The 15,299-nt window shown below is 72.0% G+C and carries 13 protein-coding genes; 9 read left to right on the top strand and 4 right to left on the bottom strand.

The window, feature by feature from the left end; all coding sequences use genetic code 11:
* Window positions 1-22 precede the first annotated feature (22 nt).
* From pdxA to LH62_RS11815, 3 genes are read right to left on the bottom strand one after another with little or no spacing between them, the layout of a single operon-like run.
* Window positions 23-1,054: a 4-hydroxythreonine-4-phosphate dehydrogenase PdxA gene (gene pdxA, locus LH62_RS11805; protein WP_043361480.1), complete on the bottom strand. Its 1,032-nt coding sequence runs from the start codon at window positions 1,052-1,054 to the stop codon at window positions 23-25.
* Window positions 1,051-2,190: a four-carbon acid sugar kinase family protein gene (locus LH62_RS11810; protein ID WP_043361481.1), complete on the bottom strand. Its 1,140-nt coding sequence runs from the start codon at window positions 2,188-2,190 to the stop codon at window positions 1,051-1,053. Before LH62_RS11810 ends, pdxA begins: the two co-directional genes overlap by 4 nt.
* Complete coding sequence (locus LH62_RS11815) at window positions 2,187-2,378, bottom strand: helix-turn-helix domain-containing protein (RefSeq protein ID WP_043361483.1); 192 nt, start codon at window positions 2,376-2,378, stop codon at window positions 2,187-2,189. The genes LH62_RS11810 and LH62_RS11815 overlap by 4 nt, the downstream gene beginning before the upstream one ends.
* A 326-nt stretch (window positions 2,379-2,704) precedes the next feature.
* Between LH62_RS11815 and LH62_RS11820 the strand changes: the two genes are divergently transcribed.
* The 5 genes from LH62_RS11820 to shc all read left to right on the top strand — a co-directional run bounded on the left by LH62_RS11820 (window position 2,705) and on the right by shc (window position 9,561).
* Window positions 2,705-4,039: an LLM class flavin-dependent oxidoreductase gene (locus tag LH62_RS11820; protein WP_043361485.1), complete on the top strand. Its 1,335-nt coding sequence runs from the start codon at window positions 2,705-2,707 to the stop codon at window positions 4,037-4,039.
* On the top strand, window positions 4,039-4,995 hold the full coding sequence (locus LH62_RS11825) for a tripartite tricarboxylate transporter substrate binding protein (RefSeq protein ID WP_043361486.1): 957 nt from the start codon (window positions 4,039-4,041) through the stop codon (window positions 4,993-4,995). The genes LH62_RS11820 and LH62_RS11825 overlap by 1 nt, the downstream gene beginning before the upstream one ends.
* Before the next feature lie 257 nt (window positions 4,996-5,252).
* Window positions 5,253-6,248, top strand: coding sequence for a hopanoid-associated sugar epimerase (gene hpnA, locus LH62_RS11830; RefSeq protein WP_043361488.1), 996 nt, complete (start codon window positions 5,253-5,255; stop codon window positions 6,246-6,248).
* Window positions 6,245-7,411, top strand: a complete 1,167-nt coding sequence (locus LH62_RS11835) for a glycosyltransferase (RefSeq protein WP_082012521.1) — start codon at window positions 6,245-6,247, stop codon at window positions 7,409-7,411. Before hpnA ends, LH62_RS11835 begins: the two co-directional genes overlap by 4 nt.
* A 104-nt stretch (window positions 7,412-7,515) precedes the next feature.
* Window positions 7,516-9,561 carry a squalene--hopene cyclase gene (gene shc / locus LH62_RS11840; protein ID WP_369796760.1) on the top strand — a complete coding sequence of 682 codons (2,046 nt, stop codon included), beginning with the start codon at window positions 7,516-7,518 and terminating at the stop codon, window positions 9,559-9,561.
* Window positions 9,562-9,921: 360 nt separating this feature from the next.
* Here the strand turns inward: shc and LH62_RS11845 are convergent, their stop codons facing one another.
* Window positions 9,922-10,809, bottom strand: coding sequence for a TauD/TfdA family dioxygenase (locus tag LH62_RS11845; RefSeq protein ID WP_043361489.1), 888 nt, complete (start codon window positions 10,807-10,809; stop codon window positions 9,922-9,924).
* A 132-nt stretch (window positions 10,810-10,941) separates the two neighbouring features.
* On the opposite strand from LH62_RS11845, the gene LH62_RS11850 reads away from it, so the two are divergent.
* From LH62_RS11850 to LH62_RS11865, 4 genes are all read left to right on the top strand, one after another.
* Window positions 10,942-11,955 carry an amino acid ABC transporter substrate-binding protein gene (locus LH62_RS11850; RefSeq protein WP_043361490.1) on the top strand — a complete coding sequence of 338 codons (1,014 nt, stop codon included), beginning with the start codon at window positions 10,942-10,944 and terminating at the stop codon, window positions 11,953-11,955.
* An 89-nt stretch (window positions 11,956-12,044) separates the two neighbouring features.
* Window positions 12,045-13,610: an ABC transporter substrate-binding protein gene (locus LH62_RS11855; RefSeq protein ID WP_043361493.1), complete on the top strand. Its 1,566-nt coding sequence runs from the start codon at window positions 12,045-12,047 to the stop codon at window positions 13,608-13,610.
* A gap of 52 nt (window positions 13,611-13,662) precedes the next feature.
* Complete coding sequence (locus LH62_RS11860) at window positions 13,663-14,949, top strand: ArgE/DapE family deacylase (protein WP_043361494.1); 1,287 nt, start codon at window positions 13,663-13,665, stop codon at window positions 14,947-14,949.
* 62 nt (window positions 14,950-15,011) lie between these two features.
* Window positions 15,012-15,293, top strand: coding sequence for a hypothetical protein (locus LH62_RS11865; protein ID WP_043361496.1), 282 nt, complete (start codon window positions 15,012-15,014; stop codon window positions 15,291-15,293).
* Window positions 15,294-15,299: the final 6 nt, after the last annotated feature.

Raw genomic sequence — 15,299 nt, forward strand, 5'->3', positions numbered from 1 at the left:
GCCCTGGCGATGTCCCTGGCGGTCAGGCCTTGGCGCGGTGGGCGGCAAGCCGTTCGGCATATTCGATGGCCTCGATCAGGCTGCGCTCGCTGGCGATGCCGCGTCCGGCGATGTCGAAGGCGGTGCCGTGGTCGACCGAGGTGCGGATGATGGGCAGGCCGAGGGTGATGTTGACGCCCGACAACGCGTCCCATTTACCGGTCGCAGGATCGACGTTGAAGCCGAGCAGCTTGACCGGAATGTGCCCCTGGTCGTGATACATCGCCACCACCGCGTCGTACTGGCCGGCCCGCAGCTTAACGAAGACGGTATCGCCCGGCACCGGGCCGGATACCACCAATCCGTCCCGAACCGCCTGGGCGATGGTGGGCTCGGAAACCTCGATGTCCTCCCGGCCGAACAGCCCGCCCTCGCCGGCATGCGGGTTGAGGGCGGCGACGGCGATGCGCGGCTCCCGGATGCCCAGGCCGAGCAGGGCCTCCTGTGTCAGGTCCAGCACCAGGCGCAGGCGCTCGGGCGTCAGCCGCTTCGGCACGTCCTGCAGCGCCACATGGGTGGTCACGTGGCTGACCCGCATGTTGCCGTGCGCCAGCAGCATCACCGAGCCCTTCACCCCGGTCAGCGATGCCAGCATCTCGGTGTGGCCGGCATAGTGGTAGCCGGCCTTGTTCAGCGCCTCCTTGTTCAGCGGCGCGGTGACGATGGCGCCGGCTCGGCCGGATTGCGCCAGCCGCACGCCCTGCTCGACCGCGAGATAGGCGAAGCGGCCGCCATCGGCCGAGAGCACCCCGGGCTCAATCGGCGCACCCTCCGGGCCGGCCTGCAGGAAGCACAGGGCCGGCCAGTCGTCCTGTTCGGCAGAGACCTCGGGGATGGCGAGCCCGGGCGACAGCGCGGCGCGGGCGCGTTCCAGCGCCCTGCCGCTGCCGATCACGAGCAGCCGCAGCTCGCCGGCCTCGATGCGCCCACGCAGCGCCTCGCAGGCCTTGACGATGATCTCGGGCCCGATCCCGGCGGGATCGCCCATGGTGATCGCAAGGTGCCGTGGCGTCATTGGTGGATGCTCCCGATGGGCAGGCCGTTATGGCCGAGAAGGTCGCGCCAGAGTGCGTCTGTGCCGAAGGCGCCGGATTTGGAGACGACCGCGACGCCGTCCCAGGCGCCGCCCTGCATGACCGAGCGCGGGATGCCCGGCGCGATCAGCCCCGCCGTCCGCAGCGACCGCGCCCCGAGGCCGCGGCAGAGCGCCCGCAAGGTTTCGCCGCCGGCGGCGATAAGGGTGCCGGGGCGCGGCAGGCAGTGCGCCAGGGCGACGAAGGCGGCCTCGATGCGGCGCGCGGCATCGTCGCGGGCCAGCCCGGGCGGGAGGTCGAGGCTTGCCAGCGCCACGCCGGTCGCCGCCATCCGCCGCGCGATGTCCGCTGCGCCGGCGCTGCCCCCCTCCGCGATCCGGAGCCAGCTCGGGCCACTGGCCGCCAGCTGCCGCGCCGTCACCGCCTGGTCGGAGCCGAACAGCCCGAGCACCGGGGCTTCGAGCAGGGTCGAGGGCCGCACCTTGGCCTCGCCGGCCAGCGCGCGGGCCAGCCCGCCGCTGCCGCACCACAGCACCGGCCCCTGCGCCGCGCGGCCCAGCGTGGCGAGGCGCGCGAGATCCTCCTCGGTCACGGCATCGAACACGGCGATGCCGGGCGGCAGCGGCGCATCGGTGCGTCCCGTCTTGGCCGGCAGCCCCTCTGCCGCCAGCATGTCCGGCAGGCTTCGCTCCCCGGCCGGCGACCAGCCGCCCTCCGGCTGTCCCACCATCAGGCGCCCGCCGCGGGTGATGCGGCCCTGCGCCGGGAAGGCGGGGGCGAGGACGCAGTGGCGCCAGGCGCCCAGCCGGAGGCAGGCGGCGAGTTCGGCGGCGACATGGCCGCGCAGCAGGCTGTCCACCTTCTTGTAGGCGATGCCCGCACCGGCCAGCGCCGGGGCCAGGGAGCCGACCCGTGCGATGGCGGCATCGCGCGTGGCCTCCCGGGTGCCGGAGTCCAGCGCGACGCTGCCGGGGGGCGAGGCCGCCTCAGTCATGCCGTCCCAGAGAACCTCCACCAGCCCGCAGAGCGCGGTGAGCTCGGCAGCGGTGTCCAGCGCCCCGGTGAGGTCGTCGGCAAGCAGGCGGAGCCGGGGGCCGGGTGCATCAGTCATCGTCATGCCGCGGGCACCCCGATGGCGCCCGGCGGCAGGCGCGCCCCATCGCTCGGCTCCGCCGCCAGGTCCCGCGCCCGCGGCATGGCCAAGGTGGCAATCAGGCGGAAGGCGATGCCGCGGTCGAGCCCGGCGCGGTCCGCGACCTCGGCGACGGTCAGCGCGGGCAGGTTTCGGCCGAAGGTCCTGGCCACAGGCTGAACCTGGTTTTTGGGGTTGTACGAAGCCTTCGGCGGCTCCGTCCCGGCCTGAGCCCGAGAGACGTCTTCCGGCACCGCGCTGCGTCCTTTGCGTCCGAGGCGGCTCGCCGGCGCCTAGGAGTCGTTGCCTCACCGTTGATCGGAATGCGAACATTCGTTCGATGTGCGAAGCTCGGGTAATCCTACCGGGACTTCGGCGTCAAGCACTGGCCGGGCCGGCCCCCCTGCCGCCGGAGCGGCGTCCGGCGCTTGCCAAGCCCGGCGGGACCGGCTGCACTCCGCCCCAGCCACCAGCCTGCCGGGGAGCCGCCGCCATTCCCATGATCCTCGCCGCCAATGCGAATGCCCAAGGGTCCCATGTCGGCGAATGGCGCCATCCGGATGCCTGGGACCGTCCGGCCAGCAACCTTGAGAATGCCGTGCGCCTGGCCCGCATCGCCGAGGCCGGACTGTTCGATCTGCTCTTTCTCGCCGATGGCAACGGCGTGCGGAACCTCGACAAGCCAGACCTCTTCGCCGCCACCAGCCCCTCCGACCGGCCGGCGGTGTTCGAGCCGGTGACGCTGCTCTCGGCGCTGGCCATGGTGACGCGGCATATCGGCCTCGTCGCCACCACCACGACGACCTATGACGAGCCCTATGCGGTGGCGCGGCGCTTCGCCTCGCTCGACCATATCAGCGGCGGGCGTGCGGGCTGGAACCTCGTCACCACCTCGAACCCGGGCGATGCGCTGAACTTCAGCAAGGAGGCGCATGCGCCACGCGAGGATCGCTACGCCCGTGCCGGCGAATTCGCCGACATCGTCAAGGGCTTGTGGGACTCCTGGGCCGACGATGCCTTCCCGCAGGACAAGGCCAGCGGGCGCTTCCTCGATCCGGCGCGGGTCCATGCGCTGAACCACAAGGGCGAGCATTTCTCGGTCGCCGGGCCGCTGAACGCGCCGCGCCTGGTGCAGGGCCATCCAGTGATCTTCTCGGCCGGGCAATCGGAGATGGGCAAGGAGCTCTCGGCCCGCACCGCCGATTGCGTCTTCGCCATCGAGGGGACGATCGAGCGCGCCCGCATGCTCTATGCCGACCTCAAGGCGCGCCTGCCGCGCTACGGCCGCAGGCCGGAAAGCCTGAAGGTCCTGAGCGGCGTCACCATCTTCGTCGGCGAGACGGAAGCCGAGGCCGATGCACTGTTCCAGGCGCTGGAGGATCTCGTCTCCCCCGCGGTCGGCCTCGACTACCTCTCCAAGATGATCGGCCACCGCATGGCGGGCTACGCGCTCGACGAACCGATGCCCGATCTCGAGGCGGAGCATGTCGGGCCGACCGGCATCGGCAAGGCGATCCTCGGCGTGGCCCGCGCGGAAGGGCTGACGGTGCGGCAGACCTACAAGCGCATCCTGCCGCAGATGGCGGGTAACCTGTTCAAGGGCAGCGCCCGGCAGATCGCCGACCTGATGGAAGAGTGGTACCGGACGGAGGCCTGCGACGGCTTCATGATCGCCGCCCCGGTGGTGCCAACGGGGCTCGAGCGCTTCATCCGGCTCGTGGTGCCGGAGCTGCAACGCCGCGGCCTGTTCCGCACGGCTTATGAGGGCCGGACGCTCCGGGACAATCTCGGCCTGCCGCGCCCCGCCAACCGCTTCTTCTCCGAGCTCGCCTGATGCCGCGCCGCCGCACCCTCCTCGCCGCCCTCGCCCTGCCGGCCATCGCGCGTGCCGAGGCCTGGCCGGCGCGGCCGCTCCGCGTCGTCGTGCCCTTCGCGCCCGGCGGCGCCACCGACCTCATCGCCCGGCTGGTCGCGGAGCGGCTGGCCACCCCGCTCGGGCAGCAGGTGGCGGTCGAGAACCGCGCGGGCGCCTTCGGCATCCTCGGCGCCGATGCTGTGGCCAAGGCGCCGGCCGATGGCTACACGCTGCTCGCCGCCAGCCCGGGACCGATGGCGGTGAACCCCTATGTCTACAAGACGCTGCCCTACGACCCGGAGCGCGACCTCTGCGGCGTCTCCATGGTGGCGACGATCCCCTATGTGATGATCGTCCCCGCCTCGCTCGGCGTCTCTTCCGTGCCGGAGTTCCTGGCGCTGGCCCGCGCCCGGCCCGGCGCGATCAATTTCGCCACCTCCGGCATGGCCTCCCGCCTCACCGTCGAGATGTTCCGCGCGCTCGCCGGCGGCGTGCCGATGGAGATGGTGCAGTACCGGGGCGGCGCCCCGGCGCGGACCGACCTGCTGGCGGGGCGGATCCAGCTGGTGATCGAGCAGGCGCCCTCCTTCCTCGAGGATTTCCGCGCCGGCACGCTGCGCCCGTTGGCGGTGGGCGGCGCCCGGCGCTTCGCCCTGCTGCCCGAGGTGCCGACGCTGCAGGAAGCCGGCATCCCTGGCTACGAGGCTGCAGCCTGGCTTGGCTACGCCGCCCCCGCGGGCACGCCGATGACGGTCCGCAGGCGACTGGCGGAGGAGATCGACCGCATCCTTCTGCTGCCGGAGGTGCGCGAGAGGCTGGCGAGCTGGGGCGCGGAGCCGGTGGGTGGCCCGCCCGAGGCGATGGACCGCCTGCTCGCCGCGGAACGGGCCCGATGGCAGGATGTCGTGCGCCGCGCCGGGATCGAACGGGAATAGCGATCCTCCGCCTGCCAGGCCTGCGGGGCCGGCGATCGAGCTGCAGCCCCTCGGCTTCGGCGAAGCAAGCCCCGCGGCAGGGCAGGGGGCGGCGCCGAAGGGTACTGGCCTAACGGTCCCCGATTACCTATCCATGCGCCCTGCGCCGTAACACGGAATGGGACATTGCCGACACAAACGGTCCGAAATGCCAGGTTCGCCGCCGCTTTGCCGATGAGGCCCGGGCTTCCCCCGCCCGGCACCAGCCGCCGCCGGCCATGACCGGGACCGTGATGCTGACCGGGGCAACGGGCTTCCTCGGCTCGGCCATCGCCCTGGCCCTGCATGGCGCCGGCCACCGCGTCCGCGCCCTGGTTCGGCCGGAAACGCCCCGCGCCGTGCTCGGCGGGTTGCCGGTGGAGTTCATCCCCGGCGACCTCACCGATGCGGCCTCCATCGCCGAGGCTATGCGCAGCTGCGACGCCGCCATCCATTGCGCCGCCGACTACCGCATCTTCGTCCCCGACCCGGAGCGCATGTGGGCGGTGAACGTCGCTGGGACCGAGGCGGTGATGCGCGCAGCGCTGGCCGAGGGCTGCCGCCGCGTCGTCCATGTTTCCTCCGTCGCCACGCTGAAGCCCCGCCGCGACGGCCAGCCGGCCACCGAGACGGATGCCGCCTCGCCCGGGGAGGCCATCGGCCCCTACAAGCGCAGCAAGACCGAGGCGGAGCGGCTGGTCGAGCGGCTGGTCGCCGAGGCCGGCCTGCCCGCCGTCATCGTCAACCCCTCGACGCCCATCGGCCCCCGCGACCGCCGCCCGACGCCGACCGGCCGCATCATCCTCGAGGCGGCGCGGGGGCGGATGCCGGCCTTCGTCGATACCGGCCTCAACCTCGTCCATGTCGATGACGTGGCCGCCGGCTGCGTCGCCGCGCTCACCCGGGGCGAGGTAGGCGAGCGCCATATCCTCGGCGGCCAGGACGTGCCGCTCGGCGAGCTGCTGACCCGCATCTCGGCGATCTTCGGCCGACGCCGCCCGGTGCGGCTGCCGCGTGCGCCGCTCTGGCCGGCGGCCGTCGCCTCCGAGGGCTTGGCCCGGCTGACGGGGCGGGAGCCGATGCTGACCCTCGATGGCCTCCGCATGGCCGCGCGCCCGATGTATTTCAGCGCCGCCAAGGCGGAGCGCGTGCTCGGCCACCATGCCCGGCCCTGGCAGGAGGCGGTGGCCGAGGCCATCGCCTGGTTCCGCGAGCAGGGGATGCTCAACCGGTGACCTGGTTGGCCTTGGGGCTGGCGCTGGCCTCCTGCCTCGCCTGGGCCGTGCTGCTGCTCGGCCGCGGCTTCTTCTGGCTGGCGCGCGACGACGACCGCGACGCCGCCCGCCTGCCCGAGCCGCCGCGCTGGCCGGACGTCGCCGCCGTCATCCCGGCGCGGGACGAGGTTGAGACGATCGGCGAGACGGTGCGCGGCCTGCTCGCCCAGGACTATCCCGGCCCCTTCCGCCTGGTGGTGGTCGATGACCGCAGCACGGACGGCACCGGCGAGGCGGCCCGCGCCGCCGCCGCCGGCGACCCCAGGCTCACCGTGATCCGGGGCCGTGCCCGCCCGCCCGGCTGGACCGGCAAGCTCTGGGCGCTGGAGCAGGGCCTCGCCGAGGCGCTGCGCGAGCCACCCGGCCGGCTGCTCTTCACCGATGCCGATATCCGCCACGCGCCGGACAGCCTCCGCCGCCTGGTGCAGCGGGCCGAGGCCGGGGGCCTCGTCCTGGTCTCGCTGATGGCCCGGCTGCGCTGCGCCAGCGCCGCCGAGCGCTGGCTGATCCCGGCCTTCATCTTCTTCTTCCAGATGCTCTACCCCTTCCGCTGGTCGAACGACCCGCGGGCGCGGACGGCGGCGGCGGCCGGCGGCTGCGTCCTGCTCGACCGCGCTGCCTTCGAGCGCGCCGGCGGCCTCGCCCCGATCCGCGGCGCCATCATCGACGACTGCGCCTTGGCGCGGCGGATGAAGGGCGTCGGCCCGATCTGGACCGGCCTCACCGAGCGGGTCGAGAGCCTCCGCCCCTATGAGGGGGCGGGCGCCATCCGCCGCATGGTGGCGCGCACGGCCTATGCGCAGCTTGGCTACAACCTCATGGCGCTGGTGGGGATGACCGCCGCGCTCGCCCTCGTCTTCCTCGCCCCGCCATTGTTGGCGCTCTTCGCCGAGGGCGTCGTCCGCTGGCTCGGCCTCGCCGCCTGGGCGGCCATGGCGCTCGCCTTCGCCCCCACGTTGCGCCGATTCGGTCTGGCTCCCCTGCAGGGCATCGCGTTGCCGGGGATCGCCGCAACCTATATGGCGTTCACCCTGGACTCGGCCTTCGCCGAATGGCGTGGCCGTGGGGGAATGTGGAAAGGAGAGGCCGGTCCGCGGGCGGATCGTGCCACAGGGTCTGATTAATCCGTTTCCACCTTGCCAACTGCCCCTTCGCAAGCGCGGAAAGACGCCGTATTCGCAGTGGTTGATCGGCTGGCGTCACGTCCGGCCTCGAGAGGATTGTTGCCTTGTCCACGATTCAGGATCTCGCCGCGGCGGCGCTGCGGTCGGACCTGGCGCTGGCCGGACCGAGTGGCCCGCTGGTGCCGGGACCTCTCGACGCCGCAATCGACAGCGCCGCGGCGCATCTCCTCGGCCGTCAGCAGGCCGATGGGCATTGGGTCTTCGAGCTGGAGGCCGACGCCACCATCCCCGCCGAGTACCTGATGCTCTGCCGGTTCTTCAGCCGGCGCGACCCGGCGCGCGAGGCGCGGATCGGCCGCTACCTCCGTCGCCTCCAGGCGCAGCAGGATGCCAATTGCGCCGGCGGCTGGCCGCTTTTCCACGGCGGGCCGATCGACATCTCCTGCTCGGTGAAGGCTTATTTCGCCCTCCGCCTGATCGGCGACCCGGCGGATGCCCCGCATATGGAGCGGGCCCGTGCCGCCATCCTCGCCGCCGGCGGGGCGGAGCAGAGCAACGTCTTCACCCGGGCGACGCTCGCGCTCTTCGGCCAGGTGCCCTGGCAGGCGGTGCCGGTGATGCCGCCCGAGATCGTGCTGCTGCCCCGCTGGTTCCCCTTCCATCTGTCGAAGATCAGCTACTGGGCCCGCACCGTGCTGGTGCCGCTGACCGTGGTGATGGCCCACAGGCCGCAGCCGCTGGCCCCGCTCGGCGTCTCGGTGACGGAGCTGTTCCGCACCCCGCCCTCCCTGGTGAGGCAATGGCCCGGCGGCGCCCATGCGGCCGAGCCCTGGCGCACCCTGTTCCGCCAGATGGACGCTGTCCTGCAGCGCGCCCATGGCCTGATCCCCGAGACGCTCCGCGCCCGCGCCGAGGCCCGCGCCGAGGCCTTCGTTACCGAGCGGCTGAACGGCGAGGACGGGCTCGGCGCCATCTACCCCGCGATGGCCAATGCCATCTGGATGTACCATTGCCTCGGCGTGGCCGAGGACGATCCGCGCATGGTCACCGCCTGGGCCGCAGTCGAGAAGCTGGTGATGGACCGGCCGGAGCGGGACGAAACCTATGTCCAGCCCTGCCTCTCCCCCATCTGGGACACCGCCCTCGTTTCCCACGCGCTGCTCGAGGTCGGCGGCGATGAGGCCGAGGCGGCCGCCGGGCGCGGCCTCGAATGGCTGCTCGACCGGCAGGTGACGGATGTGGAGGGCGACTGGGCCGAGGCCCGCCCCGGCGTGCCGCCCGGCGGCTGGGCCTTCCAGTATGCCAACCCGCACTACCCGGATGTGGACGACACCGCCGCCGTCGTCCTCGCCCTCGACCGCGCCCGCAAGCAGACCAGTGCCCTGCCGGAAGACCGCACCGACGCCGCCATCGCCCGCGCCACCGAATGGGTGGTGGGCATGCAGTCGAAGGGCGGCGGCTGGGGCGCCTTCGACGCCGACAACACCCACCAGTACCTCAACAGCATCCCCTTCGCCGACCACGGCGCGCTGCTCGACCCGCCGACCGCCGACGTTTCCGGCCGCTGCCTCGCCATGCTCGCCCAGCTTGGCCATGCGCCGGACAGCCCGGTGATGCGCCGCTCCATCGACTACCTGCTCGGCGAGCAGGAGCCGGACGGCGCCTGGTACGGCCGCTGGGGCGTCAACTACGTCTACGGCACCTGGTCGGCGGTGACGGCGCTGAACGCCGCCGGCCTGCCGCCTGCGCATCCGGCCATGCGCAAGGCCGTCACCTGGCTGAAATCCGTTCAGAACCCTGATGGCGGCTGGGGCGAGGACGGACTGACCTACCCCCGCCGCGGCGGCACGCGCGCCGACCCGGACCGCCGCATGGGGCCGAGCAGCGCCAGCCAGACCGCCTGGGCGCTGCTGGCGCTGATGGCCGCCGGGGTAGTGGAGGATCCTGCGGTCGATCGCGGCGCGCTCTGGCTGCTGCGCAACCAGGGGCCGGACGGCGCCTGGCCGGAGGAGGACTATACCGGCACGGGCTTCCCGCGCGTCTTCTACCTCCGCTACCACGGCTACGCGCGGCTCTTCCCGCTCTGGGCCCTGGCGCGGCTGCGCAACCTCCGCCGAGGCAATTCCCGGCGGGTCACGCACGGGCTGTAAAGGCTCGTAGGCTTCGACTGCGGCCCGGTCCATGCCGTGGCGCGGATCGACGGAAGGACAAGGCCGGGCTGCCGCCGGCGCAACCCGTCCACATCCTCATCCACACCCTTATCCCGGGACCTGTGGATAAATCTGGGGGCCAAAGCCCGGAGCTTTGCGTCCGGAACGATCGCGGACCCGTGCGCACCGCCTTAATCCAGTGTCTGCAAGCCGGCCTCGCAGATCCTTGAGATGTGGGAGATTTCGGGGAGCCTGCGAGCGCAGCCGGGTGTCCGAAACGGTACCGGGCCGCCCTCGTGGCCCGGTCTGTGGAAAGTCCGTCCGGCCCCACCGCCTTCCGCGGGGAGCCCCGCAGAAAGATCAGGCCGCCTGTTCGAGGGTCGGCGCCACGTCGGCGACGGTGGTGCGATGCAGGTCCCGCACCTTGGTCGAATCATACCGCCGCGCCCGGTGCATCGTCGCTCGGTTGTCCCACATCACCAGGTCATGTGGCCGCCAGACATGGGCGTGGACGAACTCCCGCCCCGTCGCATGCTCGTTGAGGTCGCGCAGCAGGGCCCGTGCCTCCGGAACCGGCCAGCCCTGGATCGCCCCGGCATGGGCCGAGAGGAAGAGCGAGAGCCGCCTCGTCCTCGGGTGCCGCCGCACCAGCCGCTGCGGCACCGGCCGCCACTTCTCCAGCTCCTCCGCCGTGAAGTCGGTGAAGCCGAGCACGCCGCGCGAATAGATCTGGCTGTGCTCGCAGACGAGGTCCCGCACCATGGCCTTCATCTCATCGTCGAGCGCATCCCAGGCGGCGCGCATGTCGGCGAATTCCGTGTTGCCGCCGCCGCCCGGGATCACCCGTGCCGAGAGCAGCGAATACTTGGCCGGCGTCGGCTTGAAGCTGCTGTCGCTGTGCCAGAGCATGTTGCCGAGGCTGAACAGCCGCTTGCGGTCGTCCCGCGCCATGACCTTGCCGTCCTGCTCCAGGTTGGAGATGTCGTTGATCTCCATCGACAGCCGCCGCGCCGCGCCCTGGACGATGTCGCCCGTCGCCAGCTCCAGCTCGCCGAAATGCCGGCTGAAGGCGATCTGCTGCTGGTCGTCGATCGGCTGGTCGCGGAAGACGAGCACGGCATAGCGGTCCATCCCCTCATCGATCGCCGCGGCCTCGGCGGCGCCGATCGGCTGGCGCAGGTCGATCCCCGAGACCTCGCCGACAAAATCGGGGCGGGCCGGATTGGCGGGACGGATGGCGATGCTCATGGCAAAGGTTCCCTCGGTCGGGGGCTTCGGCCCCGTTCCGGCCGAGGTTAGGGCAAACTGCGGCGCCAGGGAAATGCTTGCGCCCGCCCGCCGGCCCCGGCGAAGCTTCCTCCGCCGCAACGGAGGATGGGCATGACGCGCACGCTGCTTCTCGGTCTCTGCCTCGGACTTGCCGTCCTGGCCCGGGCGGAAGCCCAGCCCGCCGCCGATACCCTGGCGGCCATCAGAGCCCGCGGCCAGCTCGTCTGCGGCGTCTCGGTCAATGCCATCGGCTTCGCGGTGCCGGATGCCCGCGGCACCTTCCGCGGCCTCGACGTCGATGCCTGCCGCGCCGTCGCCGCCGCCATCTTGGGCGACGCCAACAAGGTCCGCTTCGTCCCGACCACCACGCAGGTCCGCTTCACCGCCCTGCAATCGGGCGAGGTCGACCTCCTCGTCCGCAATACCACCTGGAGCCTGGGACGCGAGGCGCAGCTCGGCCTCGCCTTCGCCAGCATCAATTTCTACGACGGCCAGGGCTTCATGGTGCGGAAGTCCTCCGGCGTCACCTCCGCCCGCCAGCTCGACGGCGCCACCATCTGCGTCCAGCCCGGCACGACGACGGAGCTCAACCTCGCCGACTGGTTCCGCAGCCACAGGCTGCGCTTCACCCCGGTGATCATCGAGCAGGTGGAGGAGATCCGCGCCGCCTTCGTCAGCGGCCGCTGCGACGCCTACACCAACGACGCCTCGTCACTGGCCTCCTTCCGCGCCGGCCAGGGCAACCGCGACGACTTCGTGTTGCTGCCCGAGATCATCTCGAAGGAGCCGCTCGGCGCCGTGGTGCGCAAGGGCGACTGGCGCTTCTTCGATATCGTCCGTTGGTCCCACTTCGCCATGGTGACGGCGGAGGAGCACGGCATCACCGGCGAGAACATCGACAGCTTTATGAACAGCCCGAACCCCGACATCCAGCGCCTGCTCGGCCGCACGGGCGATTTCGGACGGGCGATGGGCATCGACAACGACTGGGCGGTGAAGATCATCCGCCAGGTCGGCAATCTCGGCGAGACCTGGGAGCGTAACATCACCCCGCTCGGCATCCCGCGCGGCATCAACGGGCTCTGGAACCAGGGCGGGCTGCAATACGCCCCGCCCATTCGTTGAGGCCGCGCGAGGCCGCTTGACGCGGACCCGGCCCGCGTCGGACGCTTCCTACCGATGCCGGCGACAGACCGGCCCGACGGGAGGCTTCCATGCACCATGGCATCATGGCGGCGGCGCTGACGCTCTGCCTCGTCACGCCCGCGGCGGCGCAGCGCAACCTGGTGATCGCGGCGCAGACGCCGCCCAGCGCGCTCGACCCGCACTACCACAACACCACCAACAACAACATGGTGCTGCGGCAGATCTTCGAGCCGCTCTTCGAGCTCGACACCCAGGCCCGCCCGCAGCCGCGGCTCGCCGAGAGCATGCGCCTGATCGATCCGCTGACCTGGGAGGTGAAGCTCCGCGCTGGCGTCCGCTTCCATGACGGCACGCCCTTCGAGGCGGAGGACATCGCCTATACCTTTGCCCGCATCCCCACCGTGCCGAACAGCCCGGCCCTCTTCACCCCCGCCGTGCGGACCATCAGCGCGGTCGAGATCAAGGACCCGCAGACCGTCATCCTCCGCACCCGCGAGCCGAACCCGCTGATGCCCATCGACATGGCGGCGCCGTTCATCCTCTCGCGCAAGGTCCATGGCCCGAACCCGTCCACTCCCGACTTCAACTCCGGGCGGCTGGCCATCGGCACCGGCCCCTACCGCTACGCCGCCTGGCTCCCCAACGAGCGGCTGGAGGTGACGCGCAACGCCGAGTACTGGGGCCCGGCCGAGCCCTGGGACCGCGTGACCTTCCGCTACATCCCGCAGGGCGGCTCCCGCATGGCGGCGCTGCTGACCGGCGAGGCGGACCTGATCGACTACGTCCCCATGCAGGACATGCCGCGGCTGGAGCGGGACCCGCGCTTCGCCCTCTTCAGCGTGGACAGCGTGACTTTCGTCTACCTCGCCCCGGATGCGATGCGGGAGACGACGCCCTTCGCCTTCGACCGCCAGGGCCGCCCCCTGCCGCGCAACCCGCTCGCCGACCGCCGGGTGCGCGAGGCGCTCTCCCTCGCCATCCCGCGCGAGGCGATCGCGGAGCGGCTCTACCACGGCCAGGCCCGCGCAGCGGATCAGTTCGCCGCGCCCATCGCCGCGCACCGCCTGCCCAACCTGCCGCCCCTGCCGCATGAGCCGGCCCGCGCCCGCGCCCTTCTGGCCGAGGCTGGCTATCCCCAAGGCTTCCGCCTGACCATCCACGGCCCGAACGGCTTCTTCCCCGGCGATGACGGGCTGCTGCAGGCCCTCGCGCAGTCCTTCACCCGCATCGGCATCGAGACCTCGGTGGAGACGCTGCCGCCGGCGACGCTCTTCACCCGCGCCACCAACCGCGAATTCTCGCTCTTCATGACCTATTTCAGCAGCTACCTGACCATCAACCCGATGCGCCAGGTGGCGATGACGCGGAACCCGGAGCTTGGCCACGGCCCCTTCAACCGCCAGCGCTATTCCAATCCCGCCATGGACGCGCCGCTGGCCGAGGCGCTGACCACGATGGACCCCGAGCGGCGCGAGATCCTCACCCAGCAGGCCGCGCAGGCCTTGCTGGAGGACAAGGGCGTGTTGCCGATCATCTTCCTCCGCAATACCTGGGCCGGGCGGCGCGACAAGGTCACCTACGAGCCGAGCCCGGTGAACCATACCACCGCGCAATACGCCCGCCCCGTGCAGTAGCGCGGGCGCGCGGCCCGGCGCATGCTGCGGCATCGCCACGGAGACGCTTCGCATGCCCGATGCCGCCCTGCTCGCCCGCCTCGCCGCCGCGGTGGATGCGAATTTCGAGCGCGAGACCGCCTTCCTTGCCGATCTCGTCCGCTTCCCCTCCACCCGCGGCAACGAGGCGCCGCTGCAGGACTGGATGGCCCGCCAGCTCGCCGCCCGCGGCTATGCGGTGGATCGCTTCACCCTCGCCGATGTCCCGCTCGCCAGCCACCCCAAGGCCAGCCCGATGGTGGAGGCCGACCCCGCCCGTTCCGTCCAGGTCGTCGCCACTCATCGGGCGGAGAAGCCGACCGGCCGCAGCCTGATCCTCCAGGGCCATATCGACGTGGTGCCCGAGGGCCCCGTCGAGATGTGGACCTACCCGCCCTACAGCGCCACCATCAAGGACGGCTGGATGTACGGCCGCGGCGCGCATGACATGAAGTCCGGCGTCGCCGCCATGGTCTTCGCCATGGACGCCCTGAAGGCCGCCGGCCTCGAGCCCGCCGCCGATGTCCACCTCCAGACCGTCACCGAGGAGGAGAGCACTGGCAACGGCGCCCTCTCGACGCTGCTCCGCGGCTACCGCGCCGAGGCCGCGCTGGTGCCGGAGCCCACGGGCGGCACCATCACCCGCGCCCATACCGGCACGCTCTGGTTTCGCATCAAGGTGCGTGGCATCCCGGTGCATGTCGCGGTGGCGCAGAGCGGCAGCAACGCCATCCTCTCCGCCTATCACCTGATCCAGGCGTTGCAGTCCCACACCGCCACGCTGAACGAGGCGGCCCGCCACCACGAATGGTACAACGGCATCGAGAGCCCACTGAAATTCAACCCCGGCATCATCCGCGGCGGCGACTGGGCGAGCAGCACCCCTGCCTGGTGCGAGGTCGATTGCCGCATCGGCCTCTTGCCCGGCGCCGATGTCGCCGAGATCCAGCGCGGCGTCGAGCGTTGCGTCGCGGAGGCGGCGCGCGGCGACAACTTCCTCGCCAACAACCCGCCGGCGGTCGAGTGGCACGGCTTCCTCGCCGACGGCTACGTACTGGAGCCGGGCAGCGAGGCGGAGGCGGTGTTGGCCCGCGCCCATGCCCAGGTCTTCGGTGAGGAGATGCCGGCGCGCATCACCACGGCAGTGAACGACACCCGCTTCTACGGCCTCTATTTCGGCATCCCCGGGCTCTGCTACGGGCCGAAGGGGGAGGGGGCCCATGCCTTCGACGAGCGGACCAGCCTCGACCACCTGAAGCAGACGACGCTCGCCATCGCCGCCTTCATCGCCGACTGGTGCGGGGCCCGCCCGGCCGGCTGACCCCCCTTGCGCCGGCGCCTCGCCCTGGCGAAGTAGGGGCCGAGCCAGGGAAGGGGAGGGTGATGAAGCAGTTCTGGACCGGTCTCGTGCTGGCGCTCGGCCTCGCCCTGCCGGCCGCGGCCCAGCCGCAGCCCCGGCCCGGCCAGCCGCCGAGCAGCCAGCCGCCGCTCACGGTGGAGCCGGGCGACTTCTGGTCCGATGTCCGCGGCTGGGACGAGCAGGCCCGCCGCCGCCTCGGCCGCAACGCCGCCCCGGCCATGCCGCGGGCGGGCGAGGCGGCGTCGCCGGCTCCTGCCGCGCCCCGCCCACGGCCGCGCCGTCCGGCGCAGCAGCAACCGCGCTGACGCCTG

This window comes from Belnapia sp. F-4-1 (assembly GCF_000802185.1).
Taxonomy (GTDB): Bacteria; Pseudomonadota; Alphaproteobacteria; order Acetobacterales; family Acetobacteraceae; genus Belnapia.

What these genes read in the sequence shown, in the direction of transcription:
- pdxA (WP_043361480.1), bottom strand. Translation starts at nt 1,054, where the DNA reads ATGACGCCACGGCACCTTGCGATCACCATGGGCGATCCCGCCGGGATC.
- LH62_RS11810 (WP_043361481.1), bottom strand. Translation starts at nt 2,190, where the DNA reads ATGACGATGACTGATGCACCCGGCCCCCGGCTCCGCCTGCTTGCCGAC.
- LH62_RS11820 (WP_043361485.1), top strand. Translation starts at nt 2,705, where the DNA reads ATGATCCTCGCCGCCAATGCGAATGCCCAAGGGTCCCATGTCGGCGAA.
- LH62_RS11825 (WP_043361486.1), top strand. Translation starts at nt 4,039, where the DNA reads ATGCCGCGCCGCCGCACCCTCCTCGCCGCCCTCGCCCTGCCGGCCATC.
- hpnA (WP_043361488.1), top strand. Translation starts at nt 5,253, where the DNA reads ATGACCGGGACCGTGATGCTGACCGGGGCAACGGGCTTCCTCGGCTCG.
- LH62_RS11845 (WP_043361489.1), bottom strand. Translation starts at nt 10,809, where the DNA reads ATGAGCATCGCCATCCGTCCCGCCAATCCGGCCCGCCCCGATTTTGTC.
- LH62_RS11850 (WP_043361490.1), top strand. Translation starts at nt 10,942, where the DNA reads ATGACGCGCACGCTGCTTCTCGGTCTCTGCCTCGGACTTGCCGTCCTG.
- LH62_RS11855 (WP_043361493.1), top strand. Translation starts at nt 12,045, where the DNA reads ATGCACCATGGCATCATGGCGGCGGCGCTGACGCTCTGCCTCGTCACG.
- LH62_RS11860 (WP_043361494.1), top strand. Translation starts at nt 13,663, where the DNA reads ATGCCCGATGCCGCCCTGCTCGCCCGCCTCGCCGCCGCGGTGGATGCG.
- LH62_RS11865 (WP_043361496.1), top strand. Translation starts at nt 15,012, where the DNA reads ATGAAGCAGTTCTGGACCGGTCTCGTGCTGGCGCTCGGCCTCGCCCTG.